Origin of the sequence: Dechloromonas sp. A34 (genome assembly GCF_026261605.1) — a bacterium.
Lineage (GTDB): Bacteria > Pseudomonadota > Gammaproteobacteria > Burkholderiales > Rhodocyclaceae > Azonexus.
Genome location: NZ_CP102486.1, coordinates 938498 through 959717 on the forward strand (window position 1 = coordinate 938498; position 21220 = coordinate 959717).

Consider the following 21220-nt stretch of genomic DNA (forward strand, 5'->3'; position numbering starts at 1 on the left):
ACTTACTCGATTTCGATTTCCTTGACCCGCATGTCGGTGCCGCCGGTCGGTTGCACCTGGTAGCTGCCGCACCGCGGACAGGCGCCAAAGCTTTCGCTCATCGGCACCGTCTCGGCGCAGGGCATGCACCAGCCGACCCCGGCACATCGATGATTTCCAGGGCGGCGCCCTGGGCGATGCTGCCGTGTGTCACGGCCTCAAAGCAGAATTTCAGCGCCTCCGGTTCGACCGATGAGAGGCGCCCGATTTCCAGAACCACCAGCTTAACCCGCTGTGCATTTTCACGCTGCGCCGTTTCCTCGACCAGTTGCAGCACGCCCTCGGCGAGCGACATTTCATGCATGGTTGAGCTCCACGAGATGCGGCAGGCAGGGGTCGAGGGTCAGGATGGCCCGCTCGAGCGCCAGCCGTGCTTCCTCGGGCGAGGCAAAGTGCTGCCCGGCGAGCAGGGCAGCAAGGGCGGCGGGGTTGGCGAAAAAATCGTCGGTCGGGGCGGTGATCCGGTAATTCAGGATATGCCCGTCGACGACATGGACAGCATGGGTCAGCACGCCCCGTGCCGTCAGCGTCTGACCGACGCCCCAGCCGTCGGCGCCGGCTGCGCTGATCGGGTAGGGCGCGCCGCCGGCCAGTGCCGCTGCCGCCCGATCCGCCTCGGCCAGCCGTGAGCGATAGGCCGCCGCGACCGAAGTCGGCAGATGCATGGCTGGCGGATGATCGAGCGTGCCCTGCCAATAGGCCAGCCAAGGCTCGGGCGCCAAGCGTTGCGGGACTGAACTCTCCGGGGGGGAGCCATCGTTCAACTTTTCCAGGCATTGCCTGCCCAGGCGGTGCACCGTTTCGAGCAGTTTTTGCGTTTCGAGCACCCGGTTCGGGCCGTGCCGCGCTGCCCGCCAGGTGACGAAGGCGTCCTGGGCAGTCGGCAGTCCGAGCGCCGTCGGCCAGTCGAGCAGCAAGCGCCAGAAATTCTCATGCAGCATTTCGGTCCACAACTCGGCGTCGTCGACCGGGCGGCGCGCCTCGCCTTCCGCCGCCGCCACCGCCGCCTGGGCGACGGCGCGCTGGGCGTGGGCGCACAGCGTGTAGAGGTAGGGCACGGTCTTGACCACCGCATCCGGAATCTGGCCGAAGAACAGCCGGGTGACCGGCGGCCGCTGCAGGTCGACCGCGATGTTCTTCAGGACACCCTCGCTGAACAGGGCGCGAACGGTCAGCAGGCCGGCCGAAGTCATCCGCGCAACCCGAGAAAGGCGCGCCGGGTCGGCGCTGCGGCGGCCGCCGGCGGGGCCAGCGGTTCGGCGAACAGGGCATGCGCCGTGGCCAGCGCGGTCAGCTGCGCGGCTTCATGGGTGGCGAATTCAAGGGCCGGCGAGAACAGCGAGCAGAGGTGGTAAGTGCCCAGGCTGTCTTCCTGGGCCACGATGAATTCGTAGTCGCCGGAAGGGAAGCGCCAGTCATGCTTGCTGCAGGCAGCAAGTATCGGCCAGCCGTCTTGCTGTCCGGGCAGAACGAGCAGATTGATCGCCCACGGTGTGATCATCAGGCCGGCCCAGTGACCTTCGCTCATGCGGCGAAAACCGAGCGCCTCGACTTCGAGGGCCCCGTTGCAGATCGGCACGTCGGCCATCCGGGTGCCAGCGATGTTCGCGAAGACGGTCACCAGTTGCGGCGACGGGTCAGCGGTCCAGAACCTCACTCGGTCACCATGAATTTGTGAGGCGGCGCATCGCAGCCTGGGCAACACCAATCCTCCGGCAGATCGGCAAAGGCCGTGCCGGGCGTAATGCCACGCATGTCGTCGCCGATGGCCGGGTCGTACACCCACCAGCAGATGCCGCACTCCAGGCGGTCACCGGGTTTGACGTCGAGAAAGGAACCTTCGAAACGCATTCCTCCAGCCTATACAGGCTCGGCCATCATGTCGAGATATTCGCGCAGGCGCTCCAGCGAATCGCTGAAATCTTCGTCGGCAGCCAGCGCCACGTCGGGCATGCCGACGATTTCGATCGAATTGAGGATCAGCGTGTCCATGCTGTTGAAGTATTGCACCCACCAGACATTCCGCAGTCGCGTGCTGGTGATCCGGCAGTTGCCGTAGCCGCGCGACAGGATCGAGACCTCGCGATGGCCGAGCCAGCCATACAGCGTGTCGAGATCGGCATCGCTGACCGGGAGCAGGGTCAGATTGATGACGTGGGCGGCCGCGCCGGGTTGCCAGGCAGTGGCCTGCAGGCGTATCTCCTCGACCAGCGCCTGGGCGTTCATGCAGCCGGCCGGGTAGTCCGGGGCGGGCAGCTCGCCGGCCGCCGTCTGCAACATGGCTTCGGTCAGCACCGCGGGAATGGTCCCGGTTTCCAGGCGGTCGAGGACGAAGCGGCCGTCGTCGGCCACTTCCAGGACGCGCCACAGGCCGGCAAAAGCCGTCTCCTGGACGCGCCAGTGACGCGGTGCCGTGGTGAAGGCGCTGACTTCGCCGAAGCCGAGCGACTGGTTGATGACCTCGCGCACGTGGGGCGTCAGGGCCAGCAGGTCGAGTCCGGCGCCGCCGGTGAAGCCGGCCTGTGCCAGGTGCTCGCCGAAAGCGGCGAGCAGTTCGCCGGCTGCGGCTACCGCCTCGGGCGCGACATTGTCCGGCAGGCGCGGCGCCGCGAAGGTTTCCATGCGCGGCATGGGCATGTATTCCGGGGCATCGTCGCCCTGCGAGCCGGGGCCCATGGCGACGACCGAAATCGGGAAGGGACGCAGCGTGGACGGGTTCATGCGCAGGCTCCTGAGGTATTTTCGGCGCGGACCGGAATGCCGATCGGCATGGGCTGGGCCGGGCCATCGAGCAGGCGCGCCACTTCGCTCTGATATTCGCGCCAGTCGCGGATGCCGTTCAGGCCGCCGAGATATTGGCCGTCGCGCAGGAAGACGACGGCCGGGGCGCGGGCAACGCCGAATTTCTGCATCAGCCCGGCGGCAGTGTCGGGACCAGCCACCCAACGGGCAACTTCGGTGCCGAGCGGCTTCAGGGCCTCGGGCAGGATGACGCAGGCGTCGAGCACTTCCAGGTTGCGTTGCGGGTCTTCGGTCAGCAGCAGGGCGATCAGGCCGCCCGGAAATTCCTGGTCGTTGCCGACGACCCGCTGAAAACCGTGCTTCTGCTGCAGTCGGCCAATGGCGGTTTCCAGGCGGTCGAGCGAAGTCGGTCCGGGGGCAAGTTGCAGGCTCATGATTGTTCCGTTCGCAAGAATTCGGGGAGTTGGGGTTCGCGGTCGAGGTCGGCGAAGAAGGCCGTGAAATCGGTGGCGCCGTTCTGGGCGGCGTCGAGTGCAGCCAGTGCGGCATCGATCGCCGCGGCGCGTTCGGCCGTAATCACCTCGTGGGCGGCATCGAGGAAAGTCAGCAGCCAGGTGCCGACGGCTTGCCGGCCGACCAGGCTGAGGCCGACCCGCACTTCGCCGTTGCGGCCCTGGCAGCGGGCGAAGTGCTCGCCGCATTCCAGTACCTGAACCGGGATGCCGAGGCACATCAGATCGCCTCCAAATTCAGGAAACGGGCGTCGCCCAGCCGATAGGCCTGGTCGGCCGGCGGTCGTTCGCCTTCGTAGAGCGCCAAGGCCAGCGCCGGGTTGTTGATGCCTTCCGTCTTGCCCTGGCGCACCACCGGTGTCGCACCCCAGCGTTCGAGCCAGCTCAGGGCGAGCTCCAGCGCCGGGGCGATCTGTGCCTTGACCACGTCGCGCAGGCTGCCGCCGTAGTCTTCCAGCTCTTCCGGCTGGACGCCGATCAGTACCAGTTCGGTCGGCAGCTTGTTGGTCAGCTCGGCCGCCATCAGCACTTCCTGAAAACCGGTCTGGTGCAGGCTCATCTTTTTGGCGCCCATGAAGCGCGGTACCTGATCGCCGATCACTTCGCGCAGCTTGCCCGCCGGGTCGCCGTAATCGACGGCATCGAAGACCAGCAGGCAGTCGGCTTCCTGGACGTAGGGCAGCAGATAAAGGCCCTGCGTGCCGCCATCCATCAGTTCAACCTGGGGCGGAAATTCCCAATCGGCGTTCAGCGCCTCGACGCAGCGGACGCCGAAGCCTTCATCGGCCCACAGGATGTTGCCGATGCCGAGTACCAGTATGCGTTTGCTATTCATTGTGATCGCCTGAAAAAAACGCCCCAGGTACGGCTGTACGCCGGGGCCAACGCAAGGAAAACCTTTAGTCCTTGAACATCCGCCAGCCGCTGATCATCGTCGAGATCAGCGACTGCCGGCTCATGATGTCCTCGCGGATCGCCGCGTAGACATGCACCAGCACGAAAGTCATCATGATCCACATGCCCAGCCGGTGCAGGTTATGGACCTGCATCGAGCCGCCCAGCGCCGGGATCACCCAGCCGAACAGGCTGTCCTGCCAACTGCCCAGGCCGGCCCCTTCGCTGTACAGCGCGAAACCGGTGAACAGCATGCCGACGGCGAGCACCGTGAAGAAAAAGAACATCATCAATTGCGCCATTGGATTGTGGCCAACGTACTTCTTCGGGGTCTTTTCGAGGAACAGATACCAGCGCAACTCGAAGAAGACTTCGTTCCACCACGCCTTGTTGGTAATTGGCAGCTTGAAGATTTGCTTGGCGTGGTGGTTGCCGACGAAAGCCCAGTAAATGCGCCCGAGCAGGCCGACGGCGAAGATGTAGGCGGCGGCGAAATGGGCGAAACGGATATAGCCCATCAGGAAGTTGGCCGAGGCCTCGCCGGGCTGGGTGGGCAACGGCTGGCCGATGAAATAGCCGGTCACCGCCAGGACCACCATGGCCAGGGCATTGACCCAGTGCCACAGGCGGACCGGCGCTTCGTAGACATAGATCGAACGGACCTGTTTGCCGTGCCGTTCGGCTTCCAGCATGTCCTGTTGAGATAGCATGGCAGTCTCCTTAGCGGACTTTCACCGACGTCATTTCCTGGCCGTCCGGGCTCATCACGTGCGTCGAGCAGGCCAGGCAGGGATCGAAGGAATGCAGCGTGCGCAGGATTTCCAGCGGTTCGTCGGCCTTGGCCACCGGGGTGTCCATCAGCGAGGCCTCGAAGGCGCCGATCTGCCCCTTGTGGTCGCGCGGACCGCCGTTCCAGGTGGTCGGTACGACGCACTGGTAGTTGTCGATCTTGGTGTCCTTGATCCTGATCCAGTGGCCGAGCGCACCGCGCGGGGCTTCGGTGAAGCCAGCCCCCTTGGCCTCCTTCGGCCAGGTCGACGGTTCCCATTTGGCGATGTTGGCGGTGTTGAGGTCGCCGGTCTTCAGGTTGGCCATCAGCTTGTCGAACTGCTGGCTCTGCAGCTTGACGCAGTAGGCCGTCTCCAGGCCGCGCGCGGCGGTCCGGCCGAGGGTCGAGAACAGCGCGGTGACCGGCACGTCGAGCTTCTTCAGCGCGCCGTCGACCAGGGCATGGATTTCCGGGTACTGCTTCGGTTGCAGGTAGCCGAGCACCATGCGCGGCAGGCAGCCGACTTCCATGGCGTGGCCGCGCCAGCGCGGCGCCTTGATCCACGAATACTTGGCGCCTTCGTCGAGTTCCTTGATGTTGGTCTTGGTGCCTTTGGTGTTCGGGCCGAGGACGAAGCTCGGCTCGGTGACGCCGTCGAAGGGGTGCAGGCCCTTGGTTTCGTCCGGGTACTTGTACCAGGAGTGGGCGACGAATTCCTGAATCTGCTCCGGGTCGTTGAGATCGACGGGATGGATCTCGTCGAGCTTGCCATTGATGATCGCGCCGCGCGGCAGCAGCAGGTTGCCGGCCGAGTAGTCGTTGGCCTTCTGCGGGATGTCGCCATAGGACATCAGGTTCTTCGACGACAGGCCGCCGCCGTACAGCCAGCCCTTGTAGAAGGAGCCGATGGCCAGCAGGTCGGGGATGTAGACCTGTTCGACGAAATCGGTGCAGCGGTCGATGATGCTCTTGACGAGATTCAGGCGTTCCATGTTGATGGCGCCGACCGCCCCCGTGCCTTCCATATTGATGGCGCAGGGCACGCCGCCGACCAGCCAGTTCGGGTGCGGGTTCTTGCCGCCGAAGATGGTGTGCACCTTGACGATTTCCTTCTGGAAATCGAGCGCTTCGAGATAGTGGGCGACCGCCATCAGGTTGGCTTCCGGCGGCAGCTTGTAGGCCGGATTGCCCCAGTAGCCGTTCATGAAGGGGCCGAGCTGACCGGAGTCGACGAACTTCTTCAGGCGGTTCTGGATGTCGCGGAAATAGCCGGGCGACGACAGCGGCCAGCTGGAAATGCTCTGGGCCAGCGTCGAGGTCGCTTTCGGATCGGCCTTCAGCGCCGAGACCACATCGACCCAGTCGAGCGCGTGCAGGTGGTAGAAATGCACCAGATGGTCGTGAACGTAGAGGTTCAGCTGCATCAGGTTGCGGATGGTGTTGGCGTTTTCCGGAATCTGGATGTTCAGCGCATCCTCGACAGCGCGCACCGAAGTCAGCGCGTGGGTGCCGGTACAGACGCCGCAGATGCGCTCGGTGAAGGCCCAGGCGTCGCGCGGGTCGCGGCCCTTGAGGATGACTTCGAGGCCGCGCCACATGGTGCCGGTGGACACGGCGTTGCGGATCACGTTGTTGTCATCAAGGTTCACTTCCACCCGCAGGTGGCCCTCGATGCGGCAGACCGGGTCGACGACGACGCGCTTGCCGGAGTTATCAACCTTGAAGCCTTGGGTTTCGTAGGCAGCCATCTTATTTTTCCCCCTTCTGTTCTTCAGCCTCGCCAGCCTTCTGGCGGGCGCGGGCCAGTGCCGTCACGGCGGCATGTGCAGCAATCGCGGCGCCAACGGTGCCGGCGGCGGTCTTGCCGATGGTGTCGGCATTGGCTTCGACGCCGAAGGCCTTGATGTCGGTGACGCGGTCGTAGAAGCTGCCCTTGTCCCAGAAACCTTCCTCGGAGCAGCCGATACAGCCATGGCCGGACTGCACCGGCCAGCTGACGCCGCCGTTCCAGCGCATCGAGGAGCAGGCGTTGTAGGTGGTCGGGCCCTTGCAGCCCATCTTGTAGAGGCAGTAACCCTTGCGCGAACCCTCGTCGTCCCAGGCTTCGGCAAACTGGCCGGCATCGAAATGGCCACGGCGATAGCACTTGTCGTGGATGCGCTGGCCGTAGAACATCTTCGGCCGGCCCTGACGGTCGAGTTCGGGAATCCGGTCGAAGGTCAGCATGTAGGTGACGACGCCGGTCATGACTTCGGCGATCGGCGGGCAGCCCGGCACGTTGATGATCGGCTTGCCGGAAATCACCTTGTGCACCGGCGTGGCGCGGGTCGGGTTCGGCTTGGCGGCCTGGACGCAGCCGTAGGAGGCGCAGGCCCCCCAGCTGATCACGGCCTTGGCATCGGCGCAGGTTTCCTTCAAGACTTCGACGAAGGGGCGGCCGCCGTGGATGCAGAACATGCCGTCCTCGTTGAGCGGCGGATTGCCTTCAACGGCAACGATGTAGTTGCCCTTGTATTTCTTCTTGACCTCTTCGATGATCGCCTCGGCCTGGTGGCCGGCGGCGGCCATCAGCGTGTCGTCGTAGTCGAGGGAAAGCATCGAGAGCACGACATCCTTGGTCAGCGGGTGCGCCGAGCGGATGAAGGATTCGGAGCAACAAGTGCACTCCAGGCCGTGCAGCCAGATCACCGGCGTCCGCGCCTTGGTTTCCAGCGCGTGGGCGATGCGCGGCGCGGCGGCACTGCCCAGCCCGAGCGAGGTGGCGGTCAGGCTGCAGAACTTCAGGAAGCTGCGCCGGGTGATCCCCTGGCGGCGCAGCACTTCGTAAAATGTCTCGGTCACGTTCGATCCCCCGTTGTGGTGTCGTGTTGCGTGAGGCCATAACGCAAAGCCCATGCCACGGCTCACCGATTGGAAAGATATTGATATAAATCAAAGGATTTTTCGGACCAGCGGCGATCGACGGACGGACCTTGTTCGTTGGTTGCGGTGGCAAGTTGGCTGCCATACTGGAAATTGCGCTTACAGATGGTCGATGGCCCAAAGATAAGACTCGGGCAATTAGTCGAAATCCTCGCTCAGGCCCTAAAATTATGGGATGACAGCGCACCGAATCATCGATCTGATCCCCTGCCAGAGCGGCCATCTCCACCCCGATGCGTCGTTGGCCGAGGCCGCCACCCTGATGATCGAAAAGCGGATCTCGTCGGTGATCGTCGTCGATGGCGACCGCGCCGTCGGTATCGTCACCGAAGGCGACATGCTGCATGCGATGCGCGAACACCGCGCCGTCGATGTGTCGATCGCTGCCGTGATGACGGCGCCCGTCCACAGCGTCAAGGGCAGCGTCGATTTTCGCCTGGCCTATCGCGAAGCGGCCCGCCTGGGCATCCGCCATATCGTCGTCACAGACGAAAGTGGCCTGCCGGTGGGCGTCGCCAGCGAATCCGATTTTCGCCACCATCTCGGGCCGGATTTCTTTCGTCATCTGCATGATGTCGATTCGCAGATGGACCGGCTGTTCCCGCGTCTGCCGCCCGATGCCTCGCTGGACAGCGCGCTGTCCGCCATGGAAGCAGTGCGCGCGACATGCGCCGTCATCGTTGCCGACCGCAAACCGCTGGGTATCCTGACCGAGCGCGATGTCGTCCGTCTCTTCCTGAATGCCGCCGACAATCCGCCGCTGTCCTCGGTGATGACCCAGCCGGCGATCACGATCGGCGAGGAATGCTCGCTGGCAGAAGCCGCCGCCACGATGACCGCGTGCGGTATCCGCCATCTGGTGGTGGTCGATCGCAGTGGCCATGCCGTCGGCCTGCTCTCCGAACACACGTTGATGCGGCCGCTCGAAATCGATCTGGTCGACGATATGCTGGCCGAGCGTCAGGCACTGACCCAGTCGCGCGATGCGGCCTTGCGCCATACGAAACGCAGCGAACTGTACCAGCGCGCCCTGCTCGACAATTTTCCCTTCCTGGTCTGGCTGAAGGACACCGAATCCCGTTATCTCGAGGTCAATCGCAGCTTCAGCAACGCGGTCGGGGGGAAGTCAGCCGCCGACCTGATCGGCAAGACCGACACTGATTTTTTCCCGCCGGATCTTGCCGGGCACTACCGTAGCGATGATGCGCTGGTCATGGCCAGCCGCCAGGACAAGGTCATCGTCGAGCCCATCCTGATCAATCGGCAGCCCGTCTGGCACGAAACCTACAAGGCGCCGGTCATTGGTGAGGACGGCCAGTTGCTCGGTACGGTCGGCTTTGCCCAGGACATCTCCGCCAAGAAGCGCTCCGAAGAGGGCATGCTGCTGCGCAATGCTGCGCTCTCCGGCCTGATCCGCGGCGATGGCCTGGTCGGCGTCTTCGAACTGATCGCCCTTTCGGTCGAGGCCGAAATGCCGGACTGGATGTGTGCCATCCTGCTCGCCGAGGAAGACGGCAAATATCTGAACTGCACCGCCGCTCCGCGCCTGCCGGAGGAATTCGTCGCTGCCGCCAACGGCGTGCCCATCGCCGAAGGGGTGGGTTCGTGCGGAACGGCCGCCGCCTTGCGCGAGCGCGTCGTCGTCGAAGACGTCTTCCAGCACCCGCACTGGTCCGCCTTTCACGACCTAGCCCGGAACTGCGGTTTTGCCGCCTGTTGGGCCGAACCGATACTCGGCCCGGCCGGCGAGTTGCTGGGCATCTTCGCCGCCTATCACCAGACCCCGGCCCGGCCGCGCGATGACGATCTGGCTCAAATGAACCAGGCCAGCCAGCTGGCCGGGCTGGTCATCGCCCACCAGCGCAGCGCCACCCGCCTGGAGCGCAGCCTGGAAACTTTCCGCGGCATCTTCGACAGCGTCAGCGAAGCGCTGTTCATCCAGTCCGAAGACGGTAGCTTCCTGGACGTCAATCGCGGTGCCGAACAGATTACCGGTCATCCGCGGAGCGCCTTGATTGGTCGTCATTACGCGGACTTCGGCGCGCCCGGCCTCAACGATCAGGCCAGGGCAGACCAGCAGCAGGCGGCCGCCTTCGCCGGCACGCCGCAGATTTTCGAATACTGGGCCGAGGATGCGGTCGGTCGCGTCCTGCCGATCGAGGTCCGGCTGCATCCTGGGGATTACTTCGGGCGGCGGGTAGTGATTGCCTCCATTTTTGATATTACCGAGCGCAGGAATGCCGCGCTCCAGCTCGAAGTCGAGCATGATCTGGCCCAGGCCCTGGCCAGTGGTCTGCCGCGCGAAGCAGTGTTCGGCGTCATTCTGCGTGCCGCCATGCGTTTCCATGAGTTCGATGCCGGCAGTGTCCATGCCCTGCACCCGGACGGTGGCTACCGGCTGGTCACCCAGTCCGGGTTATCGCCCGAATTCGTCGCCGGGAGCGGCGACTACGCTGCCGACAGTGCGCGTGCCGCCCTCGTTCGGGCCGGTCAGGTGGTCTGTAGTTGCAGCTCGGCTCACAGCGAATGCAGTTCCTGCCTGCTCGACGAAAATCCAGCGTTGCTTGATGAAGGCTTGCGCTGCCTGGCCGTTCTACCCTTGGTCGTCGCCGGGCAGAGCGTTGCCTTCCTGCAACTCGGCGGGCACCGGACGACCCAGGTTTCATCGACCACGATGCAGGCGCTGGCAACGCTCGCTCGCCACTTCGCCCAGACCCTGGTGCGTCTTGGCGAACAGGAGGAGGCGCAACGCCAGCAGCAGAACCTCAGTGGTCTGTTCGATGCGGTGGACGATTTCATCTTCATCGTCGACCCTTCCGGACACATCGTGCATCACAACCAGGCCGTCGCCGAGGTGCTGGGTTATGGGCCAAGCGCCCTGCTCGGGGTGCCGGTGGTGAACATTCATCCGGAAGATACTCGTGCCACGGCCCGCCAGCTGGTCGCCGAGATTCTCGCAGGTGGCCGGTCGACGTGCTCGCTGCCCATTCAGCGCGCCAACGGCGAAATCGTGATGGTCGAGACGCGCGCCGTTTCTGGCTCGTGGAACGGCCAGCCGGCTTTTTTCGGGATTGCGCAGGACATCAGCGAGCGCCTGATCGCCGAGGAACGCCAGAAACTGGCGGCCAGCGTCTTCGACAATGCCCACGAGGGCATCATGATCACCGATCCGCGCGGCTGGATCATCGAAGTCAACGCCACCTTCACCGAACTGACCGGCTACACGCGGGACGAGGCGGTCGGCCAGTCGGCCGACCTGCTCAAGTCCGGCCATCACGAACCGGGTGTCTACGACGCGATGTGGCGCACCATTCGCGATGTCGGCTACTGGCGCGGCGAGGTCTGGAACCGGAAAAAATCCGGCGAGATTTTCGTCGAACTGCTGACCATTTCGACGGTCCGCAACCGCAACGGCCAGATTTCGCAATTCGTCGGCATCTTTTCCGATATCACGCTGCTCAAAGAGCACCAGCAGCGTCTCGAACACCTGGCGCATTTCGATGCCCTGACCCAGTTGCCCAACCGCATGCTGCTCGGCGACCGCATGCAGACCGCGATGGCCCAGACCGAACGCAGCGGCAAGGTGCTGGCCGTCTGTTATCTCGATCTCGACGGCTTCAAGCCGGTCAATGACCTCTACGGCCATGCGATCGGCGATCGCCTGCTGGTCGAAGTGGCGCAGCGCCTGAAGACCTGCGTCCGGGCAGGCGATACGGTGTCGCGCCTGGGCGGCGACGAGTTCGTGCTGCTCTTCTCCGGGCTCGACAGTGTGCACGAATGCGATAACGCCATCGGTCGCGTGATTTCGAAGCTGACCCATCCTTTCCAGATCGATGGCCACCTGATCTCGATTTCGGCCAGCATCGGCGTCACCTTGTTCCCGAACGATGGCGCCGACTCGGATACGCTGCTCCGCCATGCCGATCAGGCGATGTATGCCGCCAAGCAGGCTGGGCGCAATCGCTTCCACCTGTTCGACCCGGAAGGCGACCGCCGCGCCCGGGTGCGCCGGGAGGAGTTGAGCCGTCTCCGCGAAGGGCTGGCGCGCGGCGAGTTCGCGCTCTACTACCAGCCCAAGGTCAATATGCGCGAAGGTAGCGTGATCGGTGCCGAAGCGCTGATCCGCTGGCAACATCCAGAGTTGGGCCTGCTGCCGCCCGGCCAGTTCCTGCCGGCGATCGAGGGCAGCGAACTAGCCATCGAGCTCGGCGACTGGGTCATCCGGGAAGCGCTGCAGCAGATGGCGCAGTGGCTTGCCGAGGGCCTGGACATGGCGGTCAGCGTCAATATCGCCGGCAACCATCTGCAAAGCCCCGGCTTCGCCCTGCGCCTGGGCGAACTGCTGGCGGGCTTTCCGCAGGTTTCACCGGCCCGGCTCGAACTCGAGATTCTTGAAACGGCGGCCCTCGAAGACATTGCGCTGGCTGCCGAGATTTTTGCCGAGTGCCGGCAACTGGGCGTCAGCTTCGCGCTCGACGACTTCGGTACCGGCTATTCCTCGCTCACCTACTTCCGCCGTTTACCGGCCGACATCCTGAAAATCGATCAGTCCTTCGTCCGCGACATGCTCGACGACCCGGACGATCTGGCCATTGTCGAGGGGGTCATCGGTCTGACTCAGGCCTTCAAACGCAAGGTGATCGCCGAGGGGGTGGAAAGTGTCGAGCATGGCCTGGTTTTGCTGCTGCTTGGCTGTGACGTGGCGCAGGGTTTCGGCATCGCCCACCCGATGCCAGCCGCGGCGTTGCCGGCATGGGTCGGCCAGTTCCGGCCCGATGAGTTGTGGGGTTCGGCGACCGCCTTCCGCTGGTCGCGCGAGGATCTGCCGATGCTGATCGCCGAGGTCGAGCACACGCGCTGGAAGAAGAAGCTTTACGCCTACCTCGAGGACAGCACGCTCAGTCCGCCGGCTGGCGACCATCGCAGTTGCCGCTTCGGACGCTGGTACTACAGCCCGGAAAGCCGTCACTACGCCGGCGTCGAAGGCTATATCGCGCTCGAAAATACCCATGCCCGACTTCACCAGATCGGCGACGAACTGATCGCCGCCCATCTCCAACGGGAAACCGCCCGCGTCAATCAGTTGCGGCTGGCGCTGGAGGAGGTCAGCGGCGAACTGATTGGCCACCTGCAACAGATCCAGGTCGAAACGCTGATCGCCGGTCAGAAGAGCAAGCGCTAGGCCGGCATTCTCAGTCACCGTTTTCGAGGGTTGTAATGGGCAGGCGCATGCTGATGCACAGACCGCCACCTTCGATGTTTTTCGCACTTACCTGTCCGCCGTGGGCCTCGATCGCATGGCGGGCGATCGATAGTCCAAGACCGTAACCCCTTGCCTTGTCGCCGCGGCGTCCCCGGACGAAGGGTTCGAACAGGGTTTCGAGTTCATCGTCGGGGACGCCGGGTCCGCCGTCGGCAACACTGACCGTGACCTGGCCAGGCTCGGCAACGCCGAGTGCGATGCTGACCGCCGAACCTTCCGGGGTGTGCAGGATGGCGTTGCGAATCACGTTCTCGACGGCGCTCCGCAACAATTCGCTGCGCCCGGCAATCAGGACGTCGCCGGTGGCCTGCAAATCGATTTTTCGGCCACTCTTGCCGGTCTCGAAGCGCGCGTCATCGACGATGTCCACCAGTAGTTCGACGAGGTCGAAACACTCCTCGTCGGGGAGTGCGGCGACGGATTTCAGTCGTGAAAGGGTCAGGGTTTCGCCCAGGGTTTTGTCCAGGCGCTCGATTTCGTAAGCGATCCGGTCGAGCATTTCCCCGGTCTTTGCCGGGGTCTGGCGGGCCAGTTCCAAGGCAATCTGCATGCGTGCGAGGGGGGAGCGCAATTCGTGCGAAACGTCATGAAGAAGCCGGGTCTTCTCCTCGATGGTGCTTTGCAGGCGGCTGGCCATGTCATCGAAGTCCCGCCCGAGATCGGCAATTTCATCGCGTCGTCGGCCGATCAGTCCGCCGACACGGGTGTCCAGATCACCGGCAGCGAACCGCCGGTTGGCCAGATGGAGATGGCGGATCGGGCGATACAGGTACCAGGTGAAGCCAGCCGCGAATAGCAGGCTGACCAGCGCCATGGCCATGACCTCGACACTGGAGGATTCGGCATAGCGATAGACGTGCTGATGTGGCGCGACGGCGGGCAGCATCATGAGCGGCACGAAAAGCGTAAGGTCTTCACCGTTGGCCGTCGCTACCTGCTGAACGGACTTTGCCGCGGGGTTCTTCGCCAGCATGGCCCGGGCCTGGGCGAGCGCCGTTGCCGGGACCGGGCGCTCGAGAATATCCCGGCCCAGGGCATCGACCACCAGTACCGGCAGTTCCCGCTTGCCCGACCACTCCATCAATAGCTGGCGCGCCCCCTCGGTATCGGCGTGGCGCAGAGTGGTTGCAAGCAGTGTGGTGGCTAGTTCGGCGCGAAAACCGATCGACAGTTCGGGGGATTGGCGAAGTTCCGACTGGAACATCGCGTCGACGACAAAATCCACGCAAAAGGTAATGGCGGCGATGGCCAGCCAGAGCGACAAAAAAATCTTCCAGAATAGCCGGCTCGGCACCGGCCAGCCGAGCAGGGCTTGCAGTCTTTTCACGGTTTATGCCCGCAGCAACTGATAGCCAATCCCGTGAATGGTCTGGATCGGTGGCCGGCCGTCGTCGAATTTTCCGAGTTTGCGCCGCAGGTTGCTGACATGCATGTCGAGGCTGCGGTCGTAGCGGGCCGGGGTCCGGCCCAGTACGCGGTTGGCGAGCTCCGCCTTGGTAACGATCTGTCCGGCATGCTCGTATAGAACCTCAAGGACGTTGAACTCGGTACTGGTCAATTGCAGCGCCTCGCCACGCCAACGGGCCACGCGTTTTGCCGAGGACAAGGAGAGGGTTTCGCCAGCGGCCACTTCGGCTGACCGGGCTTCCTGCTTGCCTCCGCTACGGCGCAGGACAGCACGCAGGCGCGCCGCCAGTTCGCGCGGGTTGCAGGGCTTCGGCAGGTAATCGTCGGCCCCCAGTTCAAGTCCGATGATGCGGTCCAGGTCATCGCCCTTGGCGGTCAGCATCAGAACCGGCAATTCGCCGTGCCGACGGATGTGGCGGAGTACTTCGATGCCGCTGATGCCCGGCATCATGACGTCGAGCAGGACCAGATCGAAATTGCCGCTGGTCGCCTCGCGGCATCCGGTCTCGCCATCATGGACGGCGGACACTGCCATGCCTTCGCCGCCCAGATACTCGATCAGCATGTGACAGAAGGCCTGGTCGTCGTCAACCAGCAAGATTTGCGGCAAGCGTATTTCCAAAACAGCATTCTCCGAAGCGATGGTCGAAGCTTACTGTAAAGCACCCGTGATCAGCGGGGCATTCGACACCGGCAAAAGGCGGAATTTTCAATACTTTACATTTGCTGAGCAATGTAAATACCGCAGTCTTTTTGTCGGGTTTGTTGCCGAACCCTGCCGGCGACCAGGGTGCCCCCGGCTATATACCAATTGGTATCTGTTTTGTGCTTTGTAAACAATGCCATACGCGAAGTGTTTTTGAACGACCTGGGCGCTGCCGAAGGAACCGCTGAAGGGTGCCTTGATCGACCGCGTTTGCGCCGAACGATGTCCATGAATGGTGTAGGGGCAAGCCGGGTAAAGAATTGTCAGCTTCCCCCTGGTGGCAGTCGGGCGGTTCATTGACCGTGTCGGCCGCAAAGCGGAATCTTGCCTCCCAAATATCGACTCGGAATTTTCCGTAGCTGCTTCAGGGGGAACTCAAATGAACAAAAAGACCTATTTTCTGCTGTCCGGATCCTTGATCCTGGCGCTGGCCGGCAGCGGCAATCTCCATGCCGCGATCGACGATGCCGATGCCGAGAAATTGCTCAAGGACAGCAAGTGCCTGAAATGCCATGACGTCGAGAAAACCAAGAAAGGCAAGCCCTACAAGAAGATCGCCGCCGAATACAAAGGCAAGGCGAATGCCATGGCCGAGTTGACCAAGCATGTCACGGAACCGAATCAGGTCGAGGTTGAAGGCGAAAAGGTCGATCACGGCACCGTCAAGACACGCGACGCCGCAAGAATTACCAATCTGATCGAGTGGATATTGGCCCGCTGAGGTTTGGCAAGTCAGGGGTTACAAAAGTAAGGCAAGAAAGCACGGGGGTTTGGTCATGAAACGTTTTATTGGAATTGCAGCGGTATTACTGGGGACACTGCTGTCCGCCCCCATCATCGCGGCACCTGCCGCAAAATCTGCTCCGGTTGGGGCGGCGTGCGTCAGCTGCCACGAAGCTGAAACCAAGGCTCACGCCTATCACGGCGACTGCGTCAGCTGCCATACGAGCGCGGCGGATCACGCCAAGGTCGAAGAAGCGCGCGAAAACGCCACAGCCAAGACCGCCAAACCCAAGAGTGTTTTGGCCGGTCTGCCGGAATCGAAGCAATGTCTGACCTGTCACGAGACCGATAGAAAGCGCACACACTTCGCCTTTGCCGAGCACAACAAGGCCGGCGTCCAATGTAACGACTGTCACGGCAACCACACCGACAAGGTCAAAAAGCTGAATGCATCCCAGCTCAAGGGTGGCAAAACTACGGCTCTGTGTGCAACCTGCCACCAGGACGTACTGGCCAAGTTCAACATGCCTTCGCATCATCCCGTCAAGGAAGGCGGCGCCACCTGCACCGGCTGCCATGACCCGCATGCATCCAAGCAAGCCACGCTGGGTGCGGTCACCGAGCAATGCACATCCTGCCATCAGGCTGTTCGTGGCCCCCACGTCTTCGAGCATGCACCGGTCGTCGAAGGTTGCACCACCTGCCATGATCCCCACGGCGCGCCTAATCGCAAGCTGCAAACCATCGCCCAGCCAATGCAGTGCCTGCAATGTCACTCAATTGCCGGCAACCGGCATGGCCTGGGTGGCACCTCCAGCAACGTCGCACCAATCTCCGGTTCCGTTCTGCGCGATTGCGTCAGTTGCCACAGCGCCATCCACGGCAGCTCAACTGACCAGCATCTGAGATTCTGAGGGGAAACATCATGCATGCGAAATCACAGAAGAAAGTCCTGGCCCTCGCCATTGCCGGCCTGTTTGCCTCGCCCTTGTACGCTGCCGAAGCAGTTTCTGAAGGAATGGCCATCATCGGGGAAGTGACCGCCAAGCTCTTTGCCTTCGATTATTTCAAGGGCGCCGACGCAAGCCGTACCCAGTTTCTGGAGCGCTACAACTACCAGAAAGGCATCGGCGACGACAATCGCTCTGGCGCCTATCTCGATCTGGATCTCGATATTGTCGCTAACAATGGTCAGCGCAATGTCTTCGTTCTGAAGCGCGACAGTTTCGGCGAGTACAACCAACGCAATATCCTAAAAGCCAACACTGACCTGTTCGGGGTTACCGGCTACTACAACAATTTCCGCTCCTCCACTGCCGGACTGGGGTTTCTTTACAGCCCGGGACAAATTCCGAGCGGTGGTGTGGATACGACTTACGGAGCAGCATCTCAGACTGGCTTTGTCAGGCAATTCAACAACGACTCGCTTGGGCAAAGTGTTTTCAAGGTTGACCGTCAAACTTACGGTATTGGTGTCGATCTGAAACCTGAAGTGCTTGGCAAGAAGCTCAACGCTTCGCTGGAATACGACGGCTACGCCCGGGACGGCAATCGTTTTGCCACTTACGTGCTGGGAAACGGTGACCTGACAGGTGGCAACGCCAATAAGCGGCCGCTCCGCTGGCGCGGCTTCGATGCCCCGATCGATGAAAAAATGAACCGCTACACCTTCAGCCTGAATGGCTCGCCGGGCGGATTCAATCTGGGCTACGAAGGCCGCCTAGAAAAGTTCGAAAGTAGCCGAAACTTCACGATTGGCGATTTCGGTGCTCAGATTACCGCTCAAGATGCAACTGTCGCGCCCACCAATGCTGCTGTCGCACGCCGTCCTATTCAGTACGCTCCGGACAGCACTCTCATTTCCAACAATTTCCGTTTTGCCAAGAGCTTCGGGGCCACTTCTGTTGCTGCCGGCTATGGCCTATCTGTGCTTGATCAGGATTCGTTCTCGCAACAACAGCAGTTTGTCGGCTACAGCACCGGAAAAATCACCACCAACAGTGCCTATGCCAGCGTCAGCAGCAATATCATCAGTGGCGTTGGTCTGGATGGCTTTATCCGCTACAACCATCGTAAAAACAATTCGGACTTTCCGGTTGCCGGGCTGATCACGCCGACAGCTACTGAAGGTCTTGATGTCCGGATCAACCAGATTGAAGCCTTGAGCTATGGCATCTCTGCCACCATACGGCCCGGCTTCCTGAAATCGACGGCGACTCTTGGCTGGAAACATGAAGACAAGGATCGCGACCTGACCTGGAGTCAGTGGGGTGGTGGTGTAGTCTCGATCAACCAGGCGCAGACCCTCTACCGTAACGACACCCGCGTCGACGAGCTTTTCCTGAAGTGGGTCGCCCGACCGATGCCGGGGCTCATCGTGCGCGTCACGCCTTCCTACGCCCTGGCCAACAGCACCGGCTTGGTAACTGAACCCGAAAGGGCTCTCAATCTGAAAACCCAGCTGAGCTATACGACTACCAAGGGCATTCAGACAAGCGGTTACTACAATTACAAGCGCGCAGAAAACGGCAAAAACGCCTTTACCAGCAGCGCCGCAGGTGGTGCCCTGGGCGCGTCGGTTCAACAGGAGACCGAGAAAACGCTCCAATCGGCAGGCGTTTCGGTGAACGTGCCGGTCAGCGAATGGATCAATACCTACGCCAGTTTCTCGTGGCTTCAGGATAATTTCTCCAGCTACCTGATGCGTAATGACGCTCGTCGCTATGACGCGCCAACGGCAGCCATCAATTTTCTGGCGATCGACCGGCCAAACTACAAGATCGACAGCTATGTCGTCTCACTGGGTGGCGACTGGCAGGTCAGCGATCCGCTACGCTTGAATGCCGGTTATACCTGGACCCAATCGAAGGGCGATACGGCTTCCGGTTACGTCGGTACGCAACTGGCCGCCGGCAACAGCATCGACGGCGTGATCAACAGCAACGTTCATACGCTGACCCTTGGCGTGGACTACGAGTTGAAAAAGCGGATGAAACTGCGAGGCACCTATGTCTATGACTACTACACCGACAACGCCTACACAGCCCTGACCGGGGCTTATCAAGGCCTTATGGTTGGTGTTTCGCTGGGCTTTTGATGCCCCCGACCGCCTTGTTCGCGAGGCGGTCTTCGAAGACTGACAGTTTCCATCAAGGCACGAGCGAATTCCTCGTGCCTTTTTCTTGAGGCGTAAGCCATGCTTAGCACCAAATCCCTCCGCCCGCTGCTTGGCGGATTCCTCTTGAGTGTTGCCCTGTTTTCAGGGGCGGCTGGCGCCACGCCGGCCGCTAGCGACAAACTCGACAATGCAACCTGTCTTTCCTGCCACGACGGAAAGAAAGGCAAGTTGGAAGTCGATGGGGCAGACGGCGAAAAACGTGCCTTGCTATCGGTTCGCGACGCTGCTTTCGGCAAGAGTGTGCATGCAAAAATGGAATGTATCGCTTGCCACAGCGACATCAAGGACAATAAGGCGCCGCACGAAAAAAGCGGGCCGGCGGCAAAAGTTGACTGCGTCCAGTGTCACACCGAGCTCTGGGAAAATGCCCGGAAAGAGGGTAGGGCTACCGAAAAGCCGCGCCTGGGCCTGATCGTAGAAAATATTGAAGCCCACAAGAAATCCTTTCATGGCCGAGCCAACGAGGATGACCCGTCGCGAATCAACGCCGCCTGCGACCAGTGCCACGATACGCATAGCTTCAATATCCCCACAAAGGACAGCCCGGACTATGCCGAATGGCGACTGACCACCCCCAAGGTCTGCGCCAATAGCTGTCACGAGGAGCAACTCGAAGAATATGCAGCCTCGGCACATGGAGCGGCGGTACTGGACAAGGGGGATGCCAAGGCTGCTGTCTGCGTCGATTGCCATACCAGCCACGCCATCGGTGCCACTGCAGCATCTCCAGTCAGGCTGGCAATTACCGAGCGTTGCGGCAACTGCCATGAAGCAAACCTGAAGAGCTACCGGGCAACCTATCACGGCCAAGTTGGTGCTCTGGGGCACGCCTACACGGCCAAGTGTTTCGACTGTCACGGCAGCCACGGTATTCTCAAGGCTGACAACGAGGACTCATCGATTCACCCGAACAATCTGCTGGAAACCTGCCAGAAGTGCCACACCGACAAGAAGCCCGGGATGCGGACGGCGACCGCCGGCTTCGTCAGCTTCGGGCCCCACGCCCATGGTGGTGATTTCAAGAAATACCCCGAAATGTGGATTGCCACGAAATTCATGGTCGGTCTGCTGATCTTCGTCTTTGCCTTCTTTTGGGCGCATTCCGGCCTCTGGTATTACCGTGAATGGAAGGACCGCAAGCAGGGCAAACGCGCCGTTCATGTCAAGACCGAGGGCCTCGATCTCGACGAAACCAAACATTTCAAGCGCTTCCCCTGGGGGTGGCGTATCGCTCACCTGGCCTTTGCCCTGGTCACGATGACTCTGGTGCTGACCGGAACTTCCGCCCTCTTTGCTGAAAGCAGCTGGGCGCCGGTTGTTTCGAACGCCTTGGGCGGACCGCGGCAGCTCGGCCTGATTCATCGCATTGCCGCGGCACTGTTTGTTGGAATCTTCCTGATCCACTTCGTCTATGTCATGCAGAAGCTGTTGCGCGACAAGACTTTCCGCTGGTTTGGCCCGGATTCGCTGATTCCGAATTGGAAGGACTTGGCCGACTGCTGGGGCATGTTCAAGTGGTTCTTCGGCAAGGGGCCGCGGCCACAGTTCGACCGCTGGGCCTACTTCGAGAAGTTCGACTACTGGGCCGTCTTCTGGGGGGTGAACATCATCGGCTGGAGCGGCCTGATGCTGGCTTTTCCGCATATCACGGCGACTTACCTGCCGGGCTGGGTGTTCAACGTCGGGACGCTGGTTCACGGCGAGGAGGCTTTCCTGGCCGCCGTCTTCCTGTTCACTGTGCATTTCTTTAACAATCATTTCCGTCCGGACAAGCTGCCGCCACCGGATATCGTGATGTTCACCGGCACGCAGTCGATCGAGGAATTCCGCCACGACCACCCGGCCCAGTACCAGCGCCTGGTTGATGCTGGCGAACTGGAGAAGTATCTGGTCGATGCCCCGTCGGCGCCGCTGGCCCTGGGTTCGAAGATTCTCGGACTGGTCCTGATTGCCGCCGGCCTGATTTTGCTGGCACTGGTCAGCATAGGCTTCTTCGGCGGCTAGGCAGGCTCCTAGGCACACCAAGGGGAGGGATGCGTCCCTCCCCTTTATTTTGCGGCTGTAT

General features: G+C 62.0%; 17 protein-coding genes and 1 pseudogene. 5 read left to right on the forward strand and 13 right to left on the reverse strand.

What is annotated here, in order from left to right; translation table 11 throughout:
• Window positions 1-2: 2 nt before the first annotated feature.
• The 11 genes and pseudogenes from hypA to NQE15_RS04745 all read right to left on the reverse strand — a co-directional run bounded on the left by hypA (window position 3) and on the right by NQE15_RS04745 (window position 7797).
• Window positions 3-343: pseudogene (gene hypA / locus NQE15_RS04695) on the reverse strand (hydrogenase maturation nickel metallochaperone HypA).
• Window positions 336-1232 (reverse strand): hypothetical protein, encoded by an 897-nt coding sequence (locus tag NQE15_RS04700; RefSeq protein WP_265946996.1) that lies wholly within the window; start codon window positions 1230-1232, stop codon window positions 336-338. The pseudogene hypA and the gene NQE15_RS04700 overlap by 8 nt, the downstream one beginning before the upstream one ends.
• Window positions 1229-1696 (reverse strand): [NiFe]-hydrogenase assembly chaperone HybE, encoded by a 468-nt coding sequence (hybE, locus tag NQE15_RS04705; protein WP_265946998.1) that lies wholly within the window; start codon window positions 1694-1696, stop codon window positions 1229-1231. Before hybE ends, NQE15_RS04700 begins: the two co-directional genes overlap by 4 nt.
• Complete coding sequence (locus NQE15_RS04710; RefSeq protein WP_265947000.1) at window positions 1693-1890, reverse strand: rubredoxin; 198 nt, start codon at window positions 1888-1890, stop codon at window positions 1693-1695. The genes hybE and NQE15_RS04710 overlap by 4 nt, the downstream gene beginning before the upstream one ends.
• A gap of 9 nt (window positions 1891-1899) precedes the next feature.
• Window positions 1900-2760 (reverse strand): hydrogenase expression/formation protein, encoded by an 861-nt coding sequence (locus NQE15_RS04715; protein ID WP_265947002.1) that lies wholly within the window; start codon window positions 2758-2760, stop codon window positions 1900-1902.
• Window positions 2757-3215 carry a hypothetical protein gene (locus NQE15_RS04720; RefSeq protein WP_265947004.1) on the reverse strand — a complete coding sequence of 153 codons (459 nt, stop codon included), beginning with the start codon at window positions 3213-3215 and terminating at the stop codon, window positions 2757-2759. Before NQE15_RS04720 ends, NQE15_RS04715 begins: the two co-directional genes overlap by 4 nt.
• Window positions 3212-3514, reverse strand: coding sequence for a HypC/HybG/HupF family hydrogenase formation chaperone (gene hypC / locus NQE15_RS04725; protein WP_265947006.1), 303 nt, complete (start codon window positions 3512-3514; stop codon window positions 3212-3214). Before hypC ends, NQE15_RS04720 begins: the two co-directional genes overlap by 4 nt.
• Window positions 3514-4128 (reverse strand): HyaD/HybD family hydrogenase maturation endopeptidase, encoded by a 615-nt coding sequence (locus NQE15_RS04730; RefSeq protein WP_265947008.1) that lies wholly within the window; start codon window positions 4126-4128, stop codon window positions 3514-3516. Before NQE15_RS04730 ends, hypC begins: the two co-directional genes overlap by 1 nt.
• A 64-nt stretch (window positions 4129-4192) precedes the next feature.
• Window positions 4193-4897, reverse strand: a complete 705-nt coding sequence (cybH, locus tag NQE15_RS04735; protein WP_265947010.1) for a Ni/Fe-hydrogenase, b-type cytochrome subunit — start codon at window positions 4895-4897, stop codon at window positions 4193-4195.
• A 10-nt stretch (window positions 4898-4907) separates the two neighbouring features.
• Complete coding sequence (locus NQE15_RS04740; RefSeq protein ID WP_265947012.1) at window positions 4908-6704, reverse strand: nickel-dependent hydrogenase large subunit; 1797 nt, start codon at window positions 6702-6704, stop codon at window positions 4908-4910.
• A gap of 1 nt (window position 6705) precedes the next feature.
• Window positions 6706-7797: a hydrogenase small subunit gene (locus NQE15_RS04745; protein ID WP_265947014.1), complete on the reverse strand. Its 1092-nt coding sequence runs from the start codon at window positions 7795-7797 to the stop codon at window positions 6706-6708.
• 256 nt (window positions 7798-8053) lie between these two features.
• Between NQE15_RS04745 and NQE15_RS04750 the strand changes: the two genes are divergently transcribed.
• Window positions 8054-13060, forward strand: coding sequence for a PAS domain S-box protein (locus NQE15_RS04750; protein ID WP_265947016.1), 5007 nt, complete (start codon window positions 8054-8056; stop codon window positions 13058-13060).
• 10 nt (window positions 13061-13070) lie between these two features.
• On the opposite strand, the gene NQE15_RS04755 is transcribed toward NQE15_RS04750, so the two are convergent.
• Window positions 13071-14468, reverse strand: coding sequence for a HAMP domain-containing sensor histidine kinase (locus NQE15_RS04755; protein ID WP_265947018.1), 1398 nt, complete (start codon window positions 14466-14468; stop codon window positions 13071-13073).
• Between the two features lie 3 nt (window positions 14469-14471).
• Complete coding sequence (locus NQE15_RS04760) at window positions 14472-15158, reverse strand: response regulator transcription factor (RefSeq protein ID WP_265947020.1); 687 nt, start codon at window positions 15156-15158, stop codon at window positions 14472-14474.
• Between the two features lie 475 nt (window positions 15159-15633).
• Here NQE15_RS04760 and NQE15_RS04765 point away from each other — a divergent pair, with 475 nt between their 5' ends.
• From NQE15_RS04765 to NQE15_RS04780, 4 genes are all read left to right on the forward strand, one after another.
• Window positions 15634-15975, forward strand: a complete 342-nt coding sequence (locus NQE15_RS04765; RefSeq protein ID WP_265947022.1) for a c-type cytochrome — start codon at window positions 15634-15636, stop codon at window positions 15973-15975.
• A gap of 55 nt (window positions 15976-16030) precedes the next feature.
• Window positions 16031-16891 carry a cytochrome c3 family protein gene (locus NQE15_RS04770; protein ID WP_265947023.1) on the forward strand — a complete coding sequence of 287 codons (861 nt, stop codon included), beginning with the start codon at window positions 16031-16033 and terminating at the stop codon, window positions 16889-16891.
• An 11-nt stretch (window positions 16892-16902) separates the two neighbouring features.
• Entirely contained in the window at window positions 16903-19074 is a 2172-nt protein-coding gene (locus NQE15_RS04775) for an MtrB/PioB family outer membrane beta-barrel protein (protein ID WP_265947025.1), read from the forward strand.
• 99 nt (window positions 19075-19173) lie between these two features.
• The gene (locus tag NQE15_RS04780) at window positions 19174-21159 is read left to right on the forward strand and encodes a cytochrome b/b6 domain-containing protein (protein ID WP_265947027.1); all 1986 of its coding nucleotides are present in this window, start codon (window positions 19174-19176) and stop codon (window positions 21157-21159) included.
• Window positions 21160-21220: the final 61 nt, after the last annotated feature.

Coding starts and splice junctions, on each gene's coding strand:
- NQE15_RS04700 (WP_265946996.1), bottom strand. CDS start 1,232: ATGACTTCGGCCGGCCTGCTGACCGTTCGCGCCCTGTTCAGCGAGGGT.
- NQE15_RS04710 (WP_265947000.1), bottom strand. CDS start 1,890: ATGCGTTTCGAAGGTTCCTTTCTCGACGTCAAACCCGGTGACCGCCTG.
- NQE15_RS04715 (WP_265947002.1), bottom strand. CDS start 2,760: ATGAACCCGTCCACGCTGCGTCCCTTCCCGATTTCGGTCGTCGCCATG.
- NQE15_RS04720 (WP_265947004.1), bottom strand. CDS start 3,215: ATGAGCCTGCAACTTGCCCCCGGACCGACTTCGCTCGACCGCCTGGAA.
- hypC (WP_265947006.1), bottom strand. CDS start 3,514: ATGTGCCTCGGCATCCCGGTTCAGGTACTGGAATGCGGCGAGCACTTC.
- NQE15_RS04730 (WP_265947008.1), bottom strand. CDS start 4,128: ATGAATAGCAAACGCATACTGGTACTCGGCATCGGCAACATCCTGTGG.
- cybH (WP_265947010.1), bottom strand. CDS start 4,897: ATGCTATCTCAACAGGACATGCTGGAAGCCGAACGGCACGGCAAACAG.
- NQE15_RS04740 (WP_265947012.1), bottom strand. CDS start 6,704: ATGGCTGCCTACGAAACCCAAGGCTTCAAGGTTGATAACTCCGGCAAG.
- NQE15_RS04750 (WP_265947016.1), top strand. CDS start 8,054: ATGACAGCGCACCGAATCATCGATCTGATCCCCTGCCAGAGCGGCCAT.
- NQE15_RS04765 (WP_265947022.1), top strand. CDS start 15,634: ATGAACAAAAAGACCTATTTTCTGCTGTCCGGATCCTTGATCCTGGCG.
- NQE15_RS04770 (WP_265947023.1), top strand. CDS start 16,031: ATGAAACGTTTTATTGGAATTGCAGCGGTATTACTGGGGACACTGCTG.
- NQE15_RS04775 (WP_265947025.1), top strand. CDS start 16,903: ATGCATGCGAAATCACAGAAGAAAGTCCTGGCCCTCGCCATTGCCGGC.
- NQE15_RS04780 (WP_265947027.1), top strand. CDS start 19,174: ATGCTTAGCACCAAATCCCTCCGCCCGCTGCTTGGCGGATTCCTCTTG.